This is a genomic window from Candidatus Pedobacter colombiensis (assembly GCA_029202485.1).
Taxonomy (GTDB): domain Bacteria; phylum Bacteroidota; class Bacteroidia; order Sphingobacteriales; family Sphingobacteriaceae; genus Pedobacter; species Pedobacter colombiensis.
In genome coordinates this window covers 3999183-4022496 of record CP119313.1, presented here as the reverse complement: position 1 = coordinate 4022496, position 23314 = coordinate 3999183, and the positions used below count along the sequence as shown (strand labels likewise).

Here is a 23314-nt window from a genome sequence, read left to right as displayed (position 1 = left end):
TAAGCCGCGGTTTTTTAGAGCCCTTACAATTTGGCCGGGGGTGGGTCCAATCATTCCCGGCTTCTTTTTAAGGTCATCTTTATGTGTAGTTTTATGGCATAACGATGATCCTCCTTCCTTCAATTTTAAAGTTTACATTTCCGGTTAGTTCCATCACTTTTAGCAAAACAGAGACATTTCTGGATTTGGAGACTTCACCCGAAAAAGTTTGGTTTAAATCTACACCCGGTTTATATACGACATCTATATCATACCAACGGGCAATTTTATTCATGATGCCTTTAATGTCTTCATTAAACTTGAAATACCCATTTTTCCAGGAAATGACTTCTTCTAAGTCTATATGGTCGGCAATAGCAATGTGCTGACCGGTTACCTGAGCCTGTTGCCCCGGAGTAAGGTATTTAGAAGCGGTATTGTTGCTCACTTTTACAGATCCTTCCAGTAAGGTTGTTGTTATGGCATGCTCATTTTCGTAAGCCATGACATTAAAGTGTGTGCCTAGTACTTCTATGGTTTGACCTTTGCTCATCACTTTAAAAGGCATGGCCTTATTGTGTGCGACTTCAAAATAAGCTTCGCCCGTTATTTCTACTTTCCTTTCTTTACCTGCAAAGCGGGTAGGGTAGCTTAATGATGACGCTGCATTAAGCCAAACTTTAGTGCCATCCTGCAAAATGATTTGATATTGTCCGCCTACAGGGGTAGTGATGGTATTACGTTCTATAATTTCAGCATTAAGCTCATTAGTTTTAATTTGTGTCCCATCATTGTAAGCCAGTTCGCCGGCTTTAATGACAATGCCTTTTTTATCACTGCTTAAATTAATGGTTTGGCCATTTGCGAGCGTAAGTACCGCTTTATTGCCACCTGGCTGCACATCGGCCTTTGCTATCGTTGTGCCATGCTGTATAGACTTATTTTTAGCGAGGTAAGTATACAGTCCAAAGCTGATGAGCGCAAATATTACAGCCGCTACACCCGCCATTTTTGGCCAGAGCATATTTCGTTTTGCAGGTGCAATGGTTTGTTGAAGTGCAGCAAGTATTTGTTGCTTGTCTTCTAAACGCTCCTCAATACTCATATCCGGGTAGGCATCCGGGCTATGCTGAAGATACCATGATTCCAGAAGCGCTTTTTCTGCTTCAGTACAATTACCGGCTGCATATTTTTGAAACAGTGCTTGTGCCTTTTTTTCTTCCATGTTTGTTGAGACAGTTAATGCTTTATAAAGAGGTACAGTTGAGGAGGATGGAGGGGGTAAATAAAAATGAAAAAAAATTAAAGGCTCATGAAAAAGGATAACATCAGAAAGATGCCGATTTTGAAACGCAAGATCTTTAAGGCATGTTGAACGTGTTTCCTGACGGTTAATTCGGAGATGTTCAGCTGGCCTGCAATCGCCTTATGGCTTAAATTCTCTTTTCTGCTTAACTGAAAAACCTCACGCATTTTTCCGGGCATACCTGCAATTTCATTTTCAATGATCTCTGTCAATTGCTTTTCCCTAATCAGGTGATCTGTAATGCAGTTGTCTTCATTGGTAAAATGATCTAGCTTGGTTAGGTAAGCTGATTCAATGCGTTTATGAGATAAGAGGTTAAAGATACGATTTCTTACTGCGGCAGAGAGGTAGCTGAGCAGGCTGGGCTCAAAAGATAAAGTTTCCCGTTTTTCCCAAAGGGACAAAAAAAGCTCATGGATGATGTCCTTGGTTTCTTCTCTGTTGCGCATCCATTTATAAGCATGGGCATGAAGTGACAAAAAATATCTGTCATAAATTTCAGTAAAAGCATCACGATCACCATCCTTTAAAAGGGTGGTTAACTCGTAATCACTTAGTTTACTGTGTGTTGACATTATTTGTATATATTATCTATGGCGAAGGTAGATATTTTTGTTTTAACTGGAGTATTTTGCAAAAAAATAAATATAGTAAATTAATAATTATATATTTGCAACCTCAAAAGTAGCCTCCTCATTTTTCTTATTCTGTGATTTAATGAATTGAAAATGGATGGGTTATAATGATTGGATTGAATAGGTAAAATTAAAATATTTTCAATGGTTAAGTCACAGTTTGTAACAATAGGTTTGATTAAATCCTCCTTAAGTTGCATGGTGTCCTTAACTCTGAAAGCTTAAATAACAAACAAAAGCCTTTTGCCGTCAGGCATGAGGCTTTTTAACTTTAAAGACAACCCAAATGCTGAATTTTGTTCTCTTTGGCCCACCGGGTGCAGGCAAAGGCACCCAATCTGAAAAATTGATTGAAAAATATCAATTGATCCACATCTCAACAGGCGATCTTTTCAGGGCACATATTAAAAATCAATCGCCACTTGGACAGCGGGTGAGTGCTTTAATTGCTGATGGACAATTGGTCCCTGATGAAATTACCATCGCCATGCTGGAAGAGGAAGTGGATAAAAATCCGCAGGCCAAAGGATTTATATTTGATGGTTTTCCACGCACTGTGCCTCAGGCTCAGGCATTAGATGAGTTTTTAATAAGCAAAGGCAGTGGTATTGCTGGTGTGATTGCACTTGATGTTGATCAGGATGAACTGACTAAACGGATTGCTCAACGTCAGCTTGAGACGGGTCGTGTTGACGATCAGGCAGATAAACTGCAAAAACGCATAGAAGAATATTTTAACAAAACGATTCACGTTTTGCCTTATTACGAAGCACAAAACAAATTGAGCAAAGTAAATGGTATCGGTAAAATCGATGATATCTTTGCAGATTTAAGTGCAGTAATAGATCAGTACTAGTACAAAAACATCATTGATAGCGGGACAGAACTTAATGCTGCCCGCTATTGTTATTTATAAAAAAAACAGAAATTATGTCGCAAGGTTCGAATTTTGTAGATTATGTTAAAATATGCTGCCGTTCTGGTAAAGGGGGGGCAGGTTCTGCACATTTGCACCGTGATGTAAGAACGGCTACCGGAGGTCCGGATGGAGGTGATGGTGGGCGTGGTGGTCATATCATCCTTAGGGGTAATTCTCAGTTTTGGACATTACTCCATTTAAAATATCGCAAGCATATTATTGCTCCTGATGGTTTGCCTGGTTCTAGTGGAACATCAACAGGTAAATCAGGTAAAGATGAAATTCTTGATGTACCGTTGGGTACTATTGCTAAAAATGCAGAAACTGGGGAAGTGCTGTTTGAAATTACCGAAGATGGTGAAACAAAAATTTTAACAGCAGGTGGACGTGGTGGATTGGGGAACTGGCACTTTAAAAGCCCAACGCTGCAAACACCTCGTTTTGCTCAACCAGGTGAGGCGGGAAAAGAAGAGTGGATTGTGCTGGAACTTAAGGTACTTGCCGATGTGGGCTTAGTAGGCTTCCCTAATGCAGGTAAATCGACATTGCTGTCGGTGCTTTCTGCGGCTAAACCAGAAATTGCTGATTATCCTTTTACTACTTTGGTACCAAACCTGGGTATTGTATCGTACCGTGATAGTAAGTCGTTTGTAATGGCGGATATTCCGGGTATTATAGAAGGTGCATCTAAGGGTAAGGGATTGGGTTATCGTTTCCTACGTCATATTGAGCGTAACTCGGTATTGCTGTTTATGGTTCCCGCGGATACACACAGGAGCATAACGGAGGAATATGAGATCTTAAAATCTGAACTTAAAGATTATAATTCTGAATTGATGCAAAAGCCACATTTGCTGGCTATAACAAAATCTGATATGTTGGATGAGGAATTAATGGCGGAAATGAAAAAGGAACTTCCTAAAAATGTTCCGGCCATATTTATCTCATCTGTAGCCCAAAAGGGATTGGTACAGTTAAAAGATATGCTTTGGGAAGCTATAAATGCTCACCAGGATTAATTGATATACTATTCGTATTGTCAAGTTGAACTTATTTTTGACCTGACAATACGATATTATTGCTCTACGAAATTTTTGAGGTTAGTGCCTATGATTTGTGTCCATCCGGCTGCAAAACTTTCCCTGGCAAAATTTGGGTCGTCTTTGCTCGGGAAGCTATCTAAGCCGCTATGTGTTAGCTTTAACCGGGTGTTTGTACCAGCTTCAAATAGCTCAAATTTAACCCATGACTGTCCCGGATAATTATCATAGCACCAGGAATAGGTTAACTTTTTACCTTCTTCTATTTCAGTAACCTTGCATATGTGCAAGTACTGCTTCTTTTCACTGCCTGCGAGGAATTGGAATTTAAAGCCTACTTCGGGTTTAAATGCTTCAATGTTAAAATACCATTGCTTCATTTTTTTTGTATCTGTTAAGGCTTCCCATACTTTGTCCGGAGGTGCACTAAAGGTTCTTTCTATTACAAATGGATCGTTTTTCATTAGCTCTAGTTTATTTTTATAGAAAACGGTTTACTTATGCTAAAACTACCGGGAATGGCAAACGGTTTTTAATATTATCATAAAGCCTTATTTTTTACTGCCTGGTTAGTAATTCCGGCATTTGCAGTTTCCATAAATTAGTATAGGCTGAATTTACATTGAATAACAATTCATTGTGCGTCCCTTGTTCTAATACCTGGCCCTTATCCAACACAATTATCTTATCGGCATGATGCAAAGTGCTCATACGGTGCGCAATTACAATCACCGTTTTATGATTGGCTTTTAAAAGCTCGATTGCTTTTTGTACGTACTGTTCGGAGGCAGAATCCAGTGAAGAGGTTGCCTCATCAAGAATAAGGATCTCTGGTTTGCGGTATAGCGCCCGTGCAATGGCAATACGTTGCCTTTGTCCTCCGGAAAGTGCAGTTCCATTCTCGCCAAGGTAGGTTTGAAATCCTTGAGGTAAGGTTTCTATAAAATCGATGATGCCAAGCTGCTCTGCTATATCTAAGATTCGCTGCATATCCGGTTCATAATCTCCAATGGCAATGTTGTCGATAACATTGCCGGCAAATAAATCAATTTTCTGGGGTACAACAGATACAGCGCGACGGAGGGAGGCCATTTGGATGTACTTTAAATCGTATTTACCGATGCTTATATTGCCCTTTTGTATTGGGTAAATGTTTTGGAGAATGGCCATCAGTGTTGATTTTCCAGACCCACTTTCACCAACAATTGCGGTGAATTTTCCTCGGGGGATAGTTAGGTTTAAATCTTCAAATACAGGAGCTCTGGTTCCATAACGGAAGGAAACATGCTCAAAATGTATATTGCCAATCTTGTCAGTTGTGAGTTCAATCTGATTTTCATCGTTCTCACGTTCCAGGTCCATGATTTCGAAAAGCCGGTCGGCAGCGATAACTGCATCCTGTACGGTTTTGTTCATGCCTATTAAGGAGGATACCGGTCCGGTAAAATAACCAATAAGGGTATAAAACGATAATAACTCACCGGGAGTAATATTATTGTCGAGCACAAAACCGGCGCCAACCCAAAGTAGAACTATGGTAAGTAGTCTTGAAATTAACTCTGATGATGTAGCAGAGAATACGGAGTTTATGTTGGACGTAAAGCCGGTTTGTAATAGTTTTACAAATCTGGTTTCGGTTTTTTCATTTGCATGGTCTTCTAATCCAAAGCGTTTAATTGTACCTATGGCATTTAGGCTTTCAACGAGCTGTGATTCCAGCTCGGCCGAGTCTTCCATTAGTTTTCGCTGTGCTTTTTTGTTCAGCTTGTTGGTTACCGTGTAAACCAAAAAATAAACAGGTACAACGGTAAGCATCAGTAAGGCAAGTTTCCAGTAATAGGTAAACATGACGATAAATGAGAAGAAGACGATGAAAATGTTGACGAGGAAGTTAATGCTTACGTCATTTAAGAATGTTCTGATCTTTACGGCATCATTAATTCTTGAAATAATTTCGCCGACACGCATGGTGTCGAAAAATTGCTGAGGCAGTTTGAGCAGGTGTTTATAATAACCTAATATGAGCTGGGCATCTATCATTTGCCCTGTTTTTAATGTGAAAATGGTTTTTGCTGTACCAATAAAGAGCTGTACAGTCAGGATAATTACCATGGACATACTCATGAGGTTAAGTAAATTCCTGTTCCCATCTACCAATACAAAGTCGACTAGTTTTTGTACAAAAATGGAGGTGGATAAACCTAAAATGGTATATACAATTGCCCCAAACAAGGCTTGAATTAAGATGCTTTTATGTGGTTTTATGAGATTCCAGAAACGAGTATGAACGGAGATTTTTGCGTTTGCCGGTTCAAAGCCCTCTGTCGGTAATAGGAGTAGCAAGGTACCGGTCCATTCTTTCTTGAACTCTTCGTGGGTTTTACGATGCATTAGCCCATCAATGGGGTCCATAAGCTGGATAAACTTACGGTTAACTTTGTAAATGACCACATAGTGTTGTAAAATCTGGTCTATAATGACATGGGCTATGGCTGGGGTAGGTATCTTAAACAGGCTTTCGAATGGGCTTTTAACACCTTTAGCTTCAAAGCCTAATTTTTGGGCAGCTTCTACAAGACCTAATATGGTAGTGCCTTTTTTATCGGTGCCTGCCAGCTGTCTGATACGGGCAACAGGTAGGTTTAATTTATAGTGGCTGGCAACGGAAGCCAGACATGCAGCTCCGCAATCTGTAATGTCACGCTGTTTTACTTTAATGCTCATAGCCTTTTTATATCTTTCCGCTTACATTAGGATTTACCCAGTCATCTACTTTATCATACAGCAATTGGTATAAACTGCGTTTGGCAACGGTAAAACGGGCGGTAAAGGTCATACCTTTTTTTAAGTACCCTTTGTAGCCTGTTTTTAATTCCAGATAGCCTTTTGTTAAACCGCATTTTACTTTAAATACAGGTTGATCGTTGATGACAATGATGTCGTCCGAAATATCGAGTACCTTGCCTGTTGCCAGTCCCCATTGGTTGTAGTTAAAAGCATCAACCTGAAAACGGACATCCTGCCCTTTTTTGAGGAGCCCTATGTCGGCCGGTTTAACATAACAGAATGCGGTTATCGCAGCGTTTGGTGATATTTCACCTATCTTTTGATTAGCAAAAACATAAGCCCCCACCTGAAGTCCGGTTAAGTTTTGTATAGAACCATCAATTGGGGCTTTTAAGGTATACTGTTTTTTTTGCTCGTTTAATTCAACCTGTTGTCCACTGAGCTGCTGCAGTTCGGTGCGAAGGGTATTGGCCTCGGTTTGCCATTGCGTCTTGTAGCGGTTGATGATCATTTTATAGGCAGATTGCGACTGTTCAAATTCGAACTTATAGCGTTCGTACTCTGATTCTGTAATTGCCTTATTCTGGAAGAGTTTATTGTAACGGCTGTAAGTGTTTTCTGCCTGGTTTTTAGCGATGCGGGCATTTTCCAGTTCCTGTGCAAATTGCTGCCATGAAGCGGTGTATTGTCCGGTTTGCAGTGGTGGATAGCTAAAACCATTGCGATTGATGTATACAAGCAATGTGCGTATGTCTTGTAAAAAGGCAGCGGTTTGACTCTGCCGATTTTGTACGATGCTGCCTTGTTGTTTGGCTAATGCAGCATCTATGATCATCAGGGTTTCTCCCTGTTTAACTTTTTTGTTATCTGTTAATTGCAGTTTTATCAAACGGCCATTCACCGGTACGGTAAGTTCTGTTTTTTCAATGGATGATTGGAGCAATCCGTTGCTCTTTACACTAATGGGTATTTTAATAAAAGGTAGGGCTGCAATGGTAAGCAGGATAGTGAGTACGGTTACCAGGTAAATAATTTGGGTAGTCCTATTTATTTTGGATCGGTAAACAAGGGCGGTACTGGAAATGGCTTCTGAAGAATAAGTGAATAGGGACATGTAAGGGGGATATGAAATAGCCGTTAACCTGGAGGGTAGTTAACGGCTATTTGTTCGTTTTTTAGTTTTATAAACCGCCAAATGCTCCTAAAACAGTTTTTAATTGTTTGTTAACAAATGCAAAAGTGTCATTTAATACACAATTTACAGCTGATGTTACAGGCGCTAATGCACCGGTTAAATTGCCTAAACCTAATCCGTTAAGGATACCAAGTCCGCTTAGCAGACCGCCACCTTCTACTTTTGTCATTTCAACGCTGTTCAGTTCCTGAACACCAAGGTTGTTTAAATTTAATTTTTTCATGGTTTTAAAATTGTTTTAAGGAATGATGTTTGTCCTTTGTTCTCTTTTCCTTACTCATCTAAGGCTTTTCAGGGTACGCCTATGTTGGCCAACATGAAACGAATGTAATAAATGGTGGGACTGATGGCTTCGTTCAGTTTGTTCATTTAATTCGTTTATGTTTAATGAATTAGTAAATAATGTGCATGTTTTTTAGGGTGTTTTGTCACACTTTTTCATTGAATTTTGTCTTGTTTTCAGTTAAATCATTAAAAAAGGAATTATGATAAGCGTTAAAGTAATTGCGTATTAAATCGATAAGAAAATACTGGAATTTATGATTTTTTAATGGTTTCTTTGTTTAAAATCAGGTATGCGTAATGGATTCGTTTGCCTGGATAAACATTTTTTAAATGGAAATAGGGAAACTTTTAGAAGATATTTTACCGAAGGAACGTATTAAAGTACGGTTGATTGACCTGGTTGCTTATGCATCGGATGCAGGATTTTACTATTTACGGCCAAAAGCTGTAGTGCAGCCAGTAGCCGAATCGGAGATTATTGCGTTGTTCAGATTTTCACATCAGCATCAGGTGCCTTTGACCTTTAGAACGGGAGGGACGAGTCTTTCCGGTCAGGCGATTACCGACGGAATCCTTGTGGATTTGAGTCAGTATTGGAACAGAGTGCTGATTGAAGATGATGGGGCCTTGGTAAGAGTACAGCCTGGGATTACCGGAAGCATAGTAAATGGTCATTTAAAAAGGTATAAAAGAAAGATCGGGCCAGATCCATCTAGTATTGATGCGGCCATGATGGGCGGCATCTTATCCAACAATTCGAGTGGGATGTGCTGTGGTGTGAAGCTAAATTCTTATCATACAACTAAGCATATCCGTTTCATTTTACCTGATGGCAAAACCTTTACCACTGAGCATGTTGATGATTATGCCAGGTTTGAAAAGGAGTGCAGCCGGATTTATAATGCGATTAAGGGGATGCAGGAACAGCTAAAAAGCAATACTGCACTTTATGAGCTGATTCGCAGAAAATATGAAACTAAAAATACAGTAGGATATTCATTAAATGCCTTTATTGATCATGAACATCCATTGGATGTGTTGGCGCATCTTTTAATAGGTGCCGAAGGAACACTTGGGTTTATTGCTGAGGCGGTAATGAAAACCGTTCCGGATTATCCTTATAAAACTACTGCCTTTTTATATTTTCCGGATATATATGCAGCTTGTCAGGCCATTATTCCTTTAACCGTTTCTGGTGCAGAGGCGGTTGAGCTGATGGATAGGGCCTCTTTAAGGTCTATTGACAGTTTAAAGGGAGTGCCGGAAAGGTTAAAGACTTTGCCGGAAACGGCTGCGGCATTGCTGGTTGAATTTCAAGCAAATAGTTTGGATGAATTGCACGCTAAGAAAAAAGTATTTCTTTCTTCAGCTTCTTCCTTATCCATGCTAGAGGTGCCTTTGTTTACGGAAGATGTGAAAGAACAAGCTTTTTTTTGGAAGCTTAGAAAGGGGATGTTCCCTGCAGTTGGTGCTGTACGGGCTAGCGGTACAACGGTGATACTGGAGGATATTGCTTTCCCGGTAGCAAAACTTGGTGATGCTATTCTTGATCTTCAACAATTGTTTAAAAAGTACGCGTACCATGAAGCCATCATTTTTGGTCATGCTAAAGATGGGAATATCCATTTTGTAGTCACTCAGGCTTTTCATACGGCTGCTGAAATTGAGCGTTATGACCTGTTTATGCAGGATGTAGTGAAACTGGTGGTAGAAACCTATGATGGTACTTTAAAAGCAGAGCATGGTACTGGTCGTAATATGGCTCCTTTTATTGAGACCGAATGGGGTGGTGAGGCTTATCAGCTCATGAAACAACTGAAGTCTGTCATTGATCCGCAGAATTTGCTTAACCCCGGAGTCATCATCAATGAAAATAAAAAAGCACATATAGCCAATTTAAAACCTTTGCCTTCGGTAGAACAGGAGGTTGATAAATGCATTGAATGTGGTTATTGTGAACATAAATGCCCTAGTCGCAACATTACCCTTACGCCTAGACAAAGGATTGTGGTGCGTAGGGAGCTGGCTGGATTAAAATCAAAAGGCAATAAGCAGGATTTTGATCAGCTGGTAAAGGAATATCAATATGATGGATTGGATACTTGTGCTGTAGATGGTTTATGCGCTACAGCTTGTCCGGTTGATATCAACACTGGCGATTTGGTGAAGCGTTTGAGGAGAGAGAGTCATAGTAAAACAGCTAATGGGCTTGCTTTAATTGTGGCAAAGAACTTTGGTGCCACGGCATTTACAGTTGGAATGGCGGTAAAGGCTGGTGGTGGTATGAACCGGATTTTTGGTGAATCTACCATGAGAAATATTACGGGGGGGCTGAAAAAGGTGATTCCTGCTGTTCCACTATGGAGCAATCAACTGCAAGCTACTAAAGGTAAAATTGAAGGAAGCAGCAATGGTTCTGTGGTGTATTTTCCTACTTGCATCAACCGGATGATGGGTGGTGCGAAGGACAATAAAAAGAGTGTACCACAAACCTTTATGAGTGTTTCTGCCAAAGTGGGTATTGAGATTCTGGTTCCTGATGATATTAATAATACTTGCTGTGGCCAGTTGTTCTCGTCTAAAGGCTATAATGCTGCTTATGTTTATACTTCAAACGAAACTGTCAGGAAGCTTTGGAAATGGACACAAGGGGGGGAATTACCTGTAGTGCTGGATGTAAGTTCTTGTACGCATACGCTACAGCATTGTCGTACCGTGCTTACAGATGAAAATAAAGCTTATTTTGATCAGTTGAGCATTATTGACAGTATTGATTATTTGCATGATCACGTGCTGCCTAAGTTGAAAGTGGTACATAAAAAAGATAGTATCATTTTACATCCTGTTTGCACGCTAAAGAAAATGGGGCTGGAAGGGAAGTTGTTTCAGGTTGCAGACCGGTTTGCGCATGAAGTTGAGGTGCCGTTAATGGTAGGGTGTTGTGGAATGGCTGGAGATAGAGGCTTTCTTTTTCCAGAGTTAACAGCTGCTGCTACAGCCCCGGAAGCCGCTGAAGTGAAAAGTGCCGAGTATTCGGGGTATTATTCTACTGCAAAAACCTGCGAAATGGCTATGTCTGATGCAGTGAGCAAAAATTATGAGTCTATTTTATATTTGGCTGACGAGTGTTTGTAAATGCGATAGCTATCTTTGCGGATGCCTTATTTTAAAAAACTACTTGATCTGCTTAAAACTGAGCGGGAAGAAGATTTACGAGCTTATATAAAGCAAAAGGAAACCCTTTCTGTAGCAGAACGTAGAGCAAATGGTTTAACCTGGTACCCTATTGCGATCCGAGGATCGGAAATGAGTAGAGGCGATTACCTGACAGTTGAGGTGGAACGAACAACGCACCAGGATTTGAACCATCAATTGAGATTTGGTATGCCTGCAGTATTGTTCTCGAACCATGATCCAAAAAATGATCGAGTAGAGGGTGTGATTGCTTATCAGGGTGGTAACCGATTAAAGATTACTTTGCGGACAGACGAATTACCTGATTGGGGCAGGGATGGTAAATTGGGTATTGATGTACTCTTTGATGATCATAGCTATGATGAAATGCAGGGAGCGGTTAAACGCGCTTCATTACGGAATGAGCAGGGTGATGATCATCACTTGATAAAAGTGTTAACAGGGGATGAAGCGCCTTCGTTTGCAGCAGATATTTTTCATTACCCCATTGCTAAGTTAAATGAAATACAGCAAAATGCTGTAAACCGGATTGTTGCTGCACAGCACCTGGCTATTGTTCATGGGCCACCAGGAACCGGTAAAACGACTACGCTCGTGCAGGCTATTAAGGCATTGATCAAGCAGCATGGGAAACAGATTTTGGTAGTTGCGCCAAGTAATACTGCGGTTGATTTATTGAGCGAGAAGTTAGCTGATGAAGGGTTGAATGTTTTGCGCATTGGCAATCCGGCCAGAGTATCAGATAAGCTGTTCTCTTTAACTTTGGACAGCAAGGTGGCAGGTCATGCCAGCATAAAAGAGGTCAAAGACTTGAAAAAGCAGGCCGCGGAGTATAAAAACATGGCCCACAAATACAAAAGAAATTTTGGAAGGGCAGAAAAGGAGCAGCGTAAAGCACTTTTTGATGAGGCGCATAAGATTATGAAATCTGTCGCTAATACGGAGCAGTATATTATGGACGATCTGATCGAAAAGGCACAGGTGATTACCGCAACATTGGTTGGTGCAAGTCATTATACCGTTAGGGATCGCAAATTTGATACGGTAGTTATTGATGAGGCCGGACAGGCTTTGGAGCCTGCTTGCTGGATTCCCATATTGAAAGCGCAAAAAGTTATTTTGGCAGGTGATCATTGCCAGTTGTCGCCGACCATAAAATCTAATGAGGCTGCCAAGGCTGGTTTAAGTACTACTTTACTGGAAAAATGTGTAGCATTGCATCCGGAGGCTGTTGTTTTGCTGGAAGAACAATACCGCATGAACGAAAAGATCATGAATTATGCTTCTTCCGTGTTTTATGGTGGAAAGCTAAAGGCTCATGGTTCTGTTGCTAGTCATTTGCTGTTTGCTGAGGATACACCATTGGCCTTTATTGATACCGCAGGTTGTGGATTTGAAGAGAAAACAGAAGGTACGAGTACCTATAATCCGGAAGAGGCTGTATTTTTATTGAAACACTTGGCGCAGTTATTCGACCAGTTGAGCGGTGTTTATAAGGTTGAGGATTTTCCTACAGTGGCTGTAATTTCACCTTATAAACAACAGATTCATGTGTTGAAAGAGTTGTTGCTTAATCATCCTGATTTACAGAAGTATGCGGCTAAAATTTCTATAAATACAATTGACAGTTTTCAGGGACAGGAACGTGATATCGTTTATATTGGGATGACCAGGAGTAATGATGAAGGGGCGATAGGCTTTTTGTCGGATATCCGTCGGATGAATGTAGCCATGACCAGGGCAAGGAAAAAGCTTGTTGTAATTGGAGATAGTGCAACTTTATCTAGGTTGCCTTTTTATGCTGATTTTATTACTTACGCAGAACAGATTGATGCTTATCAAAGTGCATGGGAGTTTTCATCCGACTGATCTCCACTTCCATATTTTTCTGTGTAATCTCTGGCATTTTCGTCGGCTAATGAATTGCCTTCTCTTTCGCTTTCCAGATTGCGATCTAAGCGCTCATTCCATTTGTCTAATCCATCTGGATGGTTATGTTTTTTAATGAGGTTAGCGTTTTCTTTTTTAGGGGCTTTCATTAGCGTAAGTTTATCTTAATAAACAGCGTCCGTGCAGAATAGGTTTTTGAAAAACCATCATAAAAATTATTATCTTTCGAACAAAAAACAACATTTATCGATGAAGAGAGGCCTTACCATTGTTCTTATTTTTTTTAGCTCCTTTGTTTTTTCACAGGAAAAATATTGGCAGCAGCATGTGAGCTACAAAATAGATGTAGCGTTAAATGATCAAGAGAAATCATTAAAAGGTTTTGAAACGATTGTGTATAAAAACAATTCGCCTTCGACGCTTAATTTTATCTGGTTTCATATCTGGCCAAATGCTTATAAAAATGAAAATACGGCCTTGTTTCAGCAACTAAAAAATGATACCTCCAGGGCTGCTAAGCTGGAAAAGTATACTTATGGAAGTATAGAAGGTTTGAATTTTAAGGTGAATGGAAAAGTTGCTGCTACTGAAGCGCATCCAAATCCACAGTATATTGATGTAATTAAGCTGAAGTTGCCGACTGCTTTAAAGCCTGGTGATTCTGTAAGTATTACTACTGATTTTAAAGTGAAATTGCCTTCTTATTTCTCCAGATCGGGTTTTGCAGATGGTGAATTTATGGTTTGTCAATGGTATCCGAAGCCAGCAGTATTTGATAAAAAGGGTTGGCATGAGTTCCCTTACCTGGATATGGGTGAGTTTTATAGTGATTATGCTTCTTTTAATGTAAATATTACGGTACCCTCTGATTATGTAGTAGGGGCGACGGGTACTTTGCAGAACGCAGACGAGCTGGCTGCTTATAAAAAGGTTGGCGCTAAGAATGTTGCCGATCGCAGTGCCAAGCCTGCGCTTTATGTGGCAAAAAATAAAAACGGTGTTAAAAAGCTGAATTATAAGATGAATAATGTACCTGATTTTGCCTGGTTTGCGGATAAGGATTTTGTGATTCAATATGATACGCTAAAGCTGGAATCGGGTAAAGTGATTGATGCATTTACTTATTATCACAATAAGGACAGCACTTTATGGAACTATAGCATTGATTATGCAAAGGATGCGGTTAGGCATTACAGTAAGTGGATCGGAGAATATGAATATCCTGTGGTACAGGTAGTGGAAGGGCCTAAAAATAATTCGAGTGGTGGGATGGAATATCCAACAATCACGCTGATCACTAGTCCTGATGCCAAAAAGGAATCATTGGATGGGGTGATTGCGCATGAGGTTGGACACAACTGGTTTATGAGTATGTTGGGTAGTAATGAAAGGGAACATGCCTGGCAGGATGAGGGGTTGAATACTTATTTTCAGTTTAGATATGAGGCTGAAAAATATAGGACAAATTCTGTATTTGGTGATGCCATACCTGTGGAAGTTCAGGCATTGCCGGTTAAAGATTTTTTAGCTGCGATTTATGGTGCTTTGAGCGGAATGCCTATGACCTCAGCTATTGATATACCTTCGGATAAATTTCACTCCTCTGATGAATATAGTACAGCATCTTATTTAAAAACTGCTTTATGGTTGTATATATTAGAAGATGGCGTAGGAAGAGAAAGGATAGATAATGCTTTTAAGCTTTATTTTAATTTGTGGAAAGGAAAGCATCCACAGCCGGAAGACTTAAAGGCTGCTTTTGAACAGTCGTTAGGTATCAATTTAGATAAGTATTTTGAACTGTTGCATAAAGAGGGTAAATTCCAATAATGCCGGGTATCTTAGCGGTACACTAGCAGCTATTTGGTGGGGCATTGTGGAGGGGATAGGCCCCAGCAAGGCCCCGCCAACGCCCCGTTAAGGCCCCAGCAACGCCCCGACAACTATAGGCTGTTTTTTGAATCCGGTTTCGATTTTTTTAGGACTTGATCGCTATTGTTTTGGTGGTTAGGTTGTCTCAGGATTTGAGCCATTTGTAGCTTATGGATAGAATTGCAATATACAAAAACGCATTGAAAATATCATGATGGTTGACGGAAAGTATGGTTGTTTGCGGGTTGTAAAATAAAGCGATCATTATCAGGCGACATAGATTTAAGCTCAAAATAAGGCTTAGTCCGACGGAAAGAAACTTAAGGCGAGACTGGAGCGGTTTTGGAAAGGAAAGTACAAAGGCCGAGAAACAGCTGATTATGCCATAACCGAGGCAGGAGTAGACGAGCCTGAATCCTGAATATCCCTGGACTTTTAAACTGATGTCAGTTGTGTAAACCACGTGGCCCATAAGTTCCAGTATTTTTGCTGCTGTAGAAATATAAAGGTTGCGCCATAACGCTATATAGTTGAAATGCTGATCTAAAAATGGGGAGTATAGTCCGCCAGGGCTTGTGATTCCAATATACCCTATGTTAAAACCATAGAAGGTGGCAAAGAGTACCAGGAAACTTATTAAAAACCGTGCTGCATCGGGCATATATTTGTGCAATTTTAGCATATTATTAAATGTTTATTTTTTAGTAAAGTTTATTTTTATAAACAGATTAAAAAAACTTTTAAGGCTTTGTATACGCAAAACAAAGTTTCTCTCTATTTGTCTTATATAGTAATAGATAGACAAAACGTATGGAAAAGATAATTCAGGCAGTATTTGATAATGAGGCTGATGCATTTGCGGGTTTAAAGGCTTTACAGGAATTAGATTTGATCCATGATTTATCTTTGGGAGAGTCGTATTTGTTGACCAAAAGTGAGACTGGTGAAACATCAATCAAATCGGCAAAGGATAAAGCTGTAGGTTCCGGAGTGGCTGGGGGAGCTTTAGTTGGTGGATTGGTTGGCCTTTTGGCTGGACCACTAGGATTTATTGTTGGTGTAGCTGGTGGGATGATTGTGGGTTCTGCCGGGGAAACCTTAAGGGCAGAAGATCGGGCTGACTACTTTGATGTTGTATTAAAGCAAATTCCGAACGGAAAATCAGTGCTCATTGCTCACATTTGGGAAGACTGGCAGGTCCCCGTTGATAATGCGTTGGAACCTATAGCTAAAATGATTACTCGTTTTGAAGTGCATAATAAGGTATTTGATGTTGATTATCAGGCTAAACAATATGAAGTTTGGATAAATAATAGTGAGCGTACTGGCCGGATGTCTGATGAAGAAAAACAAAAGAGAATTGACCATAGGGTAAAAAGCCAGAAAAAAAGACTAACTGAAGTCAAAAAACAATAAAACTACCATCAGGTTAAAGAATATAGGTACTTTTGCGCTCATATTTATACGAGCAAATGAAATTAGCGATTAACGGTTTTGGAAGAATTGGACGTGTTTTTTTACGCACTGCAATAGAGAGAAACATCCATGTTGTTGCCATAAATGATCTTGGCGATCCTGCTACTTTAGCTCACCTTTTTAAGTACGATACCGTTCATCGGGGATTTAAAGGAAAGGTAAGTCATGATAGCGATGGGTTGATCATTGATGGAAAGAAAATTCTGGTATATAATATGAAGAAACCAGAAGATTTGCCTTGGGCTGCTTTGGGGATTGACCTGGTTTTGGAGTCGACCGGCAAGTTTACCACAAAGGCAGGTGCCGAACTTCATTTGAAAGCCGGAGCGAAACAGGTGTTGATATCTGCCCCGTCAGCTGATAAAGAAGTGCCAATGGTGGTGTTGGGGGTGAACGATGCTGAAATAGATTTGAGTTCGCCTATACTGTCAAATGCATCCTGTACAACGAATAATGTCGCGCCGATGGTAAAAATACTGGACGACAATTGGGGGATCCTGGATGGGTATATTACTACGGTGCATTCCATGACTGGTGATCAGAACCTGCATGATTCGCCACATAAAGATTTAAGAAGAGCTCGTGCAGCTTCTGCTTCTATCATTCCTACAAGTACTGGTGCTGCGAAAGCCATTACCAATATCTTTCCGCATTTGGAAGGTAAGTTAGGTGGTGCGGGTATAAGGGTTCCGGTACTAAATGGATCGTTAACCGATTTTACCTGTATTTTGAAATCACCTACAACAAAAGAAGAGATCAATGCTGCATTTAAAAAGGCTTCTGAAAATGAATTGAGTGCAATTGTGGAGTATACTGAAGATCCGATTGTTTCGGTGGATATTTTGGATAATCCACATTCCTGCATTTTTGATGCGCAGCTGACTTCTATTGTTGGCGATCTGGTAAAAGTTGTGGGTTGGTACGACAATGAGTCCGGTTATTCTGCCAGATTGGTTGATTTAGTCCAAAAAATTGAAAAGCATCATGATTAAATATATTACAACAGCGGAAACACTCGCTTTGAGGAGTCTTGTGTTGAGAAATAATGCTGGGCCGGAGAAATGTGTTTTCCCAACAGACGAAACTCAGGGCAATTTTCATTTGGGGTGTTTTGTGGAGGGTAAATTAGCCTCGATAGCCACTTTTTTCCCTGAAGATTGCGAAGGAAGGGGTGCTGGAGGTTTCAGGTTACGTGGTATGGCAACTGATCCTGTCTTTTCGGGCAAAGGTTGTGGTTCGGATCTTATAAAATTTGCAATTAATGAGCTGAGATCTGGTAATGCTTCTTATATTTGGTGTCATGCGCGGAGTTCTGCTGTTGGTTTTTATAAAAAACTGGGGTTTGAGGTGATTTCGGATGAATTTGAGGTGCCGGGAATTGGTCCTCATTTTAATATGATTAAAGCCATTCCATAAAATAAACGTACAACCAAACCATAATAGAAAACAAAACAATTAAGATGAAAACAATCGATCAATGCAATTTTAATGATAAGAAGGCTTTAGTTAGAGTAGATTTTAATGTCCCTTTAGATAGTGATTTTAATATTACGGATGATAAAAGGATGCGTGCTGCGTTGCCAACTATTCAGAAAATATTGAATGATGGTGGTGCGGTAATTTTGATGTCTCATTTGGGTAGACCTAAAGGTGGGCCAGATGATAAATATTCTTTAAAGCATATTTTAGGTGATCTTTCGAGAATGCTTGATTTGCAGGTGAAGTTTGCTAATGATTGTATAGGCACTGATGCAGTAGAAAAAGCAAAGAATTTAGTACCAGGTGAGGTGTTGCTTTTGGAGAATTTACGTTTTCATAAAGAAGAAGAGAAAGGTGACCGTGACTTTGCAGAGAAATTAGCAAAGTTAGGGGATGTATATGTAAATGATGCTTTCGGAACAGCACACCGTGCGCATGCTTCGACGGCGATTGTTGCTGAATTTTTTCCGAATGATAAATACTTCGGTTATTTGATGGCAGAAGAATTGAAGAACGCTGAAAAGGTAAATGACGGTGCTGATAAACCTTTTACTGCAATTATGGGTGGTGCGAAAGTGTCGGATAAAATTTTACTGATTGAGAGTTTGCTGAATAAGGTAGATAACTTGATTATTGGTGGTGGTATGGCGTATACTTTTGCAAAGGCGCAAGGTGGTGAAATCGGTACTTCATTGTTGGAAGCTGATAGAATGGCTTTGTGTTTAGAATTGATGGAGAAGGCTAAGGCAAAAGGTGTTAATTTATATTTGCCATTAGATACGGTTATTGCTGATAAGTTTGATAATGAAGCGAATAAGGGAACGGTGGATACCGGACGGATTCCTGCAGACTGGATGGGATTGGATATTGGTCCAAAGACAGTTGCTTTGTTTTCTGAGGTGATTGCTAACTCTAAGACGTTATTGTGGAATGGGCCAATGGGTGTATTTGAAATGGCTAATTTTGAGCAGGGTACACGTGCTGTTGCGGATGCTGTGGTGGCTGCAACACAGAAAAATGGTGCTTTCTCCTTAATAGGCGGGGGGGACTCGGCTGCGGCTATTGCTAAATTCGGTTTAGAAGATAAAGTAAGCTATGTATCTACCGGAGGCGGTGCATTACTTGAATATATGGAAGGAAAGGAATTGCCTGGTGTTAAGGCGATTAATGATTAATCATAAGACTTAATTTTAGGACAGGCGTTTCGTTTTTACGAAACGCCTGTTTTTGTTTACCACCATGTTTTCTGCGTTTTTGATAGTTTAAACGCAGAAAAATATTGGTATGAAATATGTTGATAATTTTTTGTGGTAGAATGTGGTAAAAAGTGGTAGAAATATCTATTTTTACACTACATAAAAAGTGCACATATAGAAATGGTACAACTATTAGGAGAGTTTGATTGTAAATTGGATGCGAAAGGCCGCTTGATGGTCCCTTCGAATCTGAAAAAACAATTGCCTAATGTTGAGGATGAGGGGCTTGTGATTAACCGTGGCTTCGAGAAGCACTTGGTGATTTATCCCAAGAAAGTGTGGGAAAGCATGGTGGAAGAGATGAGTAAGTTGAACCAGTACGAACCAAAAACCAGAGCATTTATTCGTTATTTCACGCGCGGCGCGACGTCTTTGACGTTGGATGCTGCCGGAAGAGTGAATTTGCCTAAGTCTTTATTGGAGTCGGTGGGCATTGAAATTAGTGATGACCTCGTTTTGGCTTGTCAGTTTGATAAGGTGGAAGTTTGGTCTAAAAAGGCTTATGAGGCTTTGTTTGATGAAGAGCCTGAGAATTTTGCTTTTCTTGCTCAGGAAGTGATGGGAAATAAAAACAGGGGGGAAGATGGAAAATAATTATCATGTTCCTGTTTTGTTAAAGGAGTGTATGGATGGCTTAAATATTAAGCCGGATGGAGTGTATGTGGATGTGACTTTTGGTGGCGGTGGACACTCGCGTGAGATCCTTAAAAAATTAGGTAAAGACGGTGTTTTGATTGCGTTTGATCAGGATCCTGATGCGCAAAGAAATAAGATCGATGATCCCCGTTTTCATTTTGTTGATCAAAATTTTGCTTTTCTTAAAAATAACCTTCGTTTGCTGGGTTATAAAACTGTGGATGGTATTTTGGCTGATTTGGGGGTTTCTTCGCATCAGTTTAATGAGCCTGAAAGAGGTTTTTCTACGCGGTTTGATGCGGCGTTAGATATGCGTATGGATAAGCAAGGTAAGTTAACTGCTGCGGATGTTTTGAATACGTATACTGAAGATCAGTTGCATAAAATTTTTGGTATTTACGGTGAGGTTAAAAATGCAAAATCTTTAGCTCGGGTTATTGTTACGGGGCGTGTTGATCGTCCGGTTTTAACGTTGGCTGATTTTAAAGCGATTGCTGCTGCTCATATTCCTAAGGGTAAAGAGCATAAATATATGGCGCAGGTTTTTCAGGCTTTGCGCATTGAGGTGAATGCCGAAATGAAAGTGCTGGAGGATTTTCTGCTACAAACGGCTGATGTTCTAAAGCCGGGTGGGCGTCTGGTGGTAATGTCTTACCATTCGTTGGAAGATAGGCCGGTTAAAAATTTCCTCGCCAAAGGAAAGTTTAGGGGTGAGGTGGATAAAGATTTTTTTGGTAATGAACAGAAGCCTTTTAAGGTGATAACCAGAAAAGCGATTGTGGCTGATGAACTTGAGTTGCAGCAGAACAGTCGTTCGAGAAGTGCGAAATTAAGAGTGGGGGAGAAGATATGAGTAATCGGTTTAGGGAACATCTTGATGAAGAGCCGGAATTAGAAGAAGAGATTGATGTTAAGGTTAAATCTAAACCTAAACGAAAAGAGCCTGAAAGTAGTAACACTTTTTTTAAAAAGTTATTCACTGAGGGGGTGGTAAGTAAAGAAGCTGCAACGGAGATGTTGCCGTTTTTGATATTTCTTTCGGTTTTATGTATGCTTTACATAGCCAATAGCCATATGGCTGTTAAGAATATCAGGAGTATTGATAAATTAAATAAAGAAGTAAAAGAGCTGAGTTGGGAATATAAGTCGCTTAAAGCTGATCTGATGTTTAAGAGTAAACTGACGGAAGTGGCTAAAAAAGTAGATACGTTAGGAATTAAAGAACTAACTGAGCCGCCTAAAAAAATTGTAATAAACAGTAATGAATATTAGAGATAACATATTATTGCGTGTTTATCTGTCCTTCGGACTGATTGTACTGCTTGCCGTGGCGGTATTGGTCAGACTATGCGATGTACAGTTTGTGGAGGGACATAAATGGCGTGCCATGGCCGACAGTCTCTCTACAAAGTATATCAATATTGAAGCCGCAAGGGGTAATATTTATTCTGTAGATGGTAGTTTGCTGGCGACTTCAATTCCTGAATATGAACTGAGAATGGATTTGTTTGCCGGTGGGATTCAGGATAATGATATTTTTAATGAAAAAGTTGATTCATTAGCATTTAAGTTGTCGGAGTTTTTTAATGATAAGTCACCTAAAGAATACTCGCGTTATCTGCGTGCTGCCCGTAGGGATAGTGTGCGTTATTTGCTGATTAAGCGTAAGGTTGGGTATCAGGAGTTGAAAACCATTAGAACTTTCCCTTTGTTTAATATCGGGAAATACAAAGGTGGTTTGATTGCTGTTCAACAAAATAAAAGAATAAGGCCGTTTAAGTTTTTAGCTGCCAGAACTATTGGCTATAAGAATGAGAATGTGGCAAATGGTGTTGGTTTAGAGGGGGCATATGGGAACTATATTAATGGTGAAAGTGGTAAGCGGCTAGTACAGCGTATTTCTGGTGGGGTTTGGATGCCGGTTAATGATGAAGCTGAGGTAGCACCAAAAGAAGGAGCTGATATTATATCTACGATTGATATCAATATGCAGGATCTTGTGCAAACTGCACTGGAGAAACAATTGAAAATAAGTGATGCTGATCATGGTACTGTTATTTTGATGGAAGTAAATACCGGAGAGGTGAGGGCTGTTGCCAATTATACTCGGGTAAGTGAGGGTGTTTATGAAGAGAAATTTAATTATGCCATTGGTGGTAGTCAGGATCCTGGTTCTACTTTTAAGTTGGCCTCATATATGGCCTTGCTTGAAGATAAAAAAGTAGATACAAATACTCTGGTATCTACAGGTGATGGTACTTACAAGATACCTGGACATACAATTAAAGATTCTCACGGTGGAATAGGTACAGTTACGGTAATGAAGGCTTTTGAGCAATCGGCTAATACGGCGGTTGCTAAGTTGGTAAATATGCACTATCAGGATAATCCGTCTCAGTTTACGGATCATTTGTATGATATACATATGAATGAGCGGTTGGGATTGCAGATTCCGGGTGAAACTACGCCGGTGATAAAGAATCCAAAGTCTAAAAGTTGGAACAAGAATATGACCTTGCCGCAAATGGCTTATGGTTACGAAATGCAGATTACGCCATTGCAAATGCTGACATTTTACAATGCAGTTGCTAATGATGGAAAGTATATCGCGCCAATTTTTGTGAAAGAGATCAGGCGTTTGGGTAATCCGATAGAGCAGTTCCATGCAAGGGTGATTTCTGATCGTATATGTTCAGAAAAAACACTTAAAAAGTTGCAGGCAATGCTGGAGTCTGTTGTGACTAAGGGGACTGGTAAGTTGATGGGGTCTCCATTGTATAGGGTTGCAGGAAAAACAGGTACAGCTCAGGTGGCTGACGGAAGTAAGGGGTATAAAAATAATCGCAGTTACCAGGCTTCGTTTTGTGGATATTTTCCAGCCGATAAACCAAAGTATTCTATTATAGTATCTATCAACGGACCTAAGAATGGTTATTACGGTGCAACGGTTGCTGGTCCGGTATTTAAAGAAATTGCTGACCGTATTTATGCAAGTGATATGGAAATGTACAATACAATTTCTGAGCACTTAGTTGGCAATACCATTAGTCCGGAAGCTAAATCTGGTCAGAGTAAGGCGGTTAAAAGAGTATATAATGCTTTAGGTGTTAAAGCCCTGTATGCTGCTAAATCGGATTATTTTAATAGTGTTGATACCAGTAATGGTGTTGTTTACGAAGAATATAACTTGATAAAAGGAGTGATGCCTGATGTGAATGGGATGGGTTTAAAAGATGCTTTATATCTTTTAGGGAATGCGGGCTTAAAGGCCAGAGTGAAAGGCAGTGGAAAGGTTGTGAATCAATCTATCGCTGCGGGGAGTAAAATAGGAAAAGGTTTATCAGTACAAATAGATTTACAATAA

General features: G+C 40.0%; 21 protein-coding genes. 13 read left to right on the top strand and 8 right to left on the bottom strand.

Annotated features, from left to right (window positions below; genetic code table 11):
* Positions 1 to 91: 91 nt before the first annotated feature.
* Entirely contained in the window at positions 92 to 1204 is a 1113-nt protein-coding gene (locus tag P0Y49_16865; GenBank protein ID WEK18463.1) for a FecR domain-containing protein, read from the bottom strand.
* A gap of 77 nt (positions 1205 to 1281) precedes the next feature.
* Entirely contained in the window at positions 1282 to 1860 is a 579-nt protein-coding gene (locus tag P0Y49_16860; GenBank protein WEK18462.1) for an RNA polymerase sigma-70 factor, read from the bottom strand.
* A gap of 346 nt (positions 1861 to 2206) precedes the next feature.
* Between P0Y49_16860 and P0Y49_16855 the strand changes: the two genes are divergently transcribed.
* Together P0Y49_16855 and obgE are read left to right on the top strand one after the other, a co-directional pair.
* On the top strand, positions 2207 to 2776 hold the full coding sequence (locus P0Y49_16855; protein ID WEK18461.1) for an adenylate kinase: 570 nt from the start codon (positions 2207 to 2209) through the stop codon (positions 2774 to 2776).
* A gap of 74 nt (positions 2777 to 2850) precedes the next feature.
* Positions 2851 to 3858, top strand: a complete 1008-nt coding sequence (gene obgE / locus P0Y49_16850; protein ID WEK18460.1) for a GTPase ObgE — start codon at positions 2851 to 2853, stop codon at positions 3856 to 3858.
* Between the two features lie 56 nt (positions 3859 to 3914).
* On the opposite strand, the gene P0Y49_16845 is transcribed toward obgE, so the two are convergent.
* The 4 genes from P0Y49_16845 to P0Y49_16830 all read right to left on the bottom strand — a co-directional run bounded on the left by P0Y49_16845 (position 3915) and on the right by P0Y49_16830 (position 8084).
* Positions 3915 to 4343 carry an SRPBCC domain-containing protein gene (locus P0Y49_16845; GenBank protein ID WEK18459.1) on the bottom strand — a complete coding sequence of 143 codons (429 nt, stop codon included), beginning with the start codon at positions 4341 to 4343 and terminating at the stop codon, positions 3915 to 3917.
* Positions 4344 to 4437: 94 nt separating this feature from the next.
* Entirely contained in the window at positions 4438 to 6603 is a 2166-nt protein-coding gene (locus tag P0Y49_16840) for a peptidase domain-containing ABC transporter (protein WEK18458.1), read from the bottom strand.
* Positions 6604 to 6610: 7 nt separating this feature from the next.
* The gene (locus P0Y49_16835) at positions 6611 to 7780 is read right to left on the bottom strand and encodes an HlyD family efflux transporter periplasmic adaptor subunit (protein WEK18457.1); all 1170 of its coding nucleotides are present in this window, start codon (positions 7778 to 7780) and stop codon (positions 6611 to 6613) included.
* Positions 7781 to 7847: 67 nt separating this feature from the next.
* Positions 7848 to 8084: a hypothetical protein gene (locus P0Y49_16830; GenBank protein ID WEK18456.1), complete on the bottom strand. Its 237-nt coding sequence runs from the start codon at positions 8082 to 8084 to the stop codon at positions 7848 to 7850.
* 392 nt (positions 8085 to 8476) lie between these two features.
* Between P0Y49_16830 and P0Y49_16825 the strand changes: the two genes are divergently transcribed.
* Together P0Y49_16825 and P0Y49_16820 are read left to right on the top strand one after the other, a co-directional pair.
* Positions 8477 to 11281: an FAD-binding and (Fe-S)-binding domain-containing protein gene (locus tag P0Y49_16825; GenBank protein WEK18455.1), complete on the top strand. Its 2805-nt coding sequence runs from the start codon at positions 8477 to 8479 to the stop codon at positions 11279 to 11281.
* 21 nt (positions 11282 to 11302) lie between these two features.
* The gene (locus P0Y49_16820) at positions 11303 to 13210 is read left to right on the top strand and encodes an AAA domain-containing protein (protein ID WEK18454.1); all 1908 of its coding nucleotides are present in this window, start codon (positions 11303 to 11305) and stop codon (positions 13208 to 13210) included.
* Here the strand turns inward: P0Y49_16820 and P0Y49_16815 are convergent.
* On the bottom strand, positions 13180 to 13380 hold the full coding sequence (locus P0Y49_16815) for a hypothetical protein (GenBank protein WEK18453.1): 201 nt from the start codon (positions 13378 to 13380) through the stop codon (positions 13180 to 13182). The genes P0Y49_16820 and P0Y49_16815 overlap by 31 nt on opposite strands.
* A 100-nt stretch (positions 13381 to 13480) precedes the next feature.
* On the opposite strand from P0Y49_16815, the gene P0Y49_16810 reads away from it, so the two are divergent.
* On the top strand, positions 13481 to 15061 hold the full coding sequence (locus tag P0Y49_16810; protein ID WEK18452.1) for a M1 family metallopeptidase: 1581 nt from the start codon (positions 13481 to 13483) through the stop codon (positions 15059 to 15061).
* Positions 15062 to 15248: 187 nt separating this feature from the next.
* On the opposite strand, the gene P0Y49_16805 is transcribed toward P0Y49_16810, so the two are convergent.
* Positions 15249 to 15785, bottom strand: a complete 537-nt coding sequence (locus tag P0Y49_16805) for a hypothetical protein (GenBank protein ID WEK18451.1) — start codon at positions 15783 to 15785, stop codon at positions 15249 to 15251.
* A gap of 128 nt (positions 15786 to 15913) precedes the next feature.
* Here P0Y49_16805 and P0Y49_16800 point away from each other — a divergent pair, with 128 nt between their 5' ends.
* The 8 genes from P0Y49_16800 (at position 15914) to P0Y49_16765 (ending at position 23314) form a co-directional block, all read left to right on the top strand.
* Positions 15914 to 16519, top strand: coding sequence for a DUF1269 domain-containing protein (locus P0Y49_16800; GenBank protein WEK18450.1), 606 nt, complete (start codon positions 15914 to 15916; stop codon positions 16517 to 16519).
* Between the two features lie 56 nt (positions 16520 to 16575).
* The gene (gene gap, locus P0Y49_16795) at positions 16576 to 17571 is read left to right on the top strand and encodes a type I glyceraldehyde-3-phosphate dehydrogenase (GenBank protein ID WEK18449.1); all 996 of its coding nucleotides are present in this window, start codon (positions 16576 to 16578) and stop codon (positions 17569 to 17571) included.
* Positions 17564 to 17995, top strand: a complete 432-nt coding sequence (locus P0Y49_16790; protein WEK18448.1) for a GNAT family N-acetyltransferase — start codon at positions 17564 to 17566, stop codon at positions 17993 to 17995. Before gap ends, P0Y49_16790 begins: the two co-directional genes overlap by 8 nt.
* A 44-nt stretch (positions 17996 to 18039) precedes the next feature.
* On the top strand, positions 18040 to 19233 hold the full coding sequence (locus P0Y49_16785) for a phosphoglycerate kinase (GenBank protein ID WEK18447.1): 1194 nt from the start codon (positions 18040 to 18042) through the stop codon (positions 19231 to 19233).
* Between the two features lie 201 nt (positions 19234 to 19434).
* Complete coding sequence (mraZ, locus tag P0Y49_16780; GenBank protein WEK18446.1) at positions 19435 to 19908, top strand: division/cell wall cluster transcriptional repressor MraZ; 474 nt, start codon at positions 19435 to 19437, stop codon at positions 19906 to 19908.
* Positions 19898 to 20803, top strand: coding sequence for a 16S rRNA (cytosine(1402)-N(4))-methyltransferase RsmH (rsmH, locus tag P0Y49_16775; GenBank protein ID WEK18445.1), 906 nt, complete (start codon positions 19898 to 19900; stop codon positions 20801 to 20803). The genes mraZ and rsmH overlap by 11 nt, the downstream gene beginning before the upstream one ends.
* Positions 20800 to 21222 carry an FtsL-like putative cell division protein gene (locus P0Y49_16770; GenBank protein ID WEK18444.1) on the top strand — a complete coding sequence of 141 codons (423 nt, stop codon included), beginning with the start codon at positions 20800 to 20802 and terminating at the stop codon, positions 21220 to 21222. Before rsmH ends, P0Y49_16770 begins: the two co-directional genes overlap by 4 nt.
* On the top strand, positions 21212 to 23314 hold the full coding sequence (locus P0Y49_16765) for a penicillin-binding protein (GenBank protein WEK18443.1): 2103 nt from the start codon (positions 21212 to 21214) through the stop codon (positions 23312 to 23314). Before P0Y49_16770 ends, P0Y49_16765 begins: the two co-directional genes overlap by 11 nt.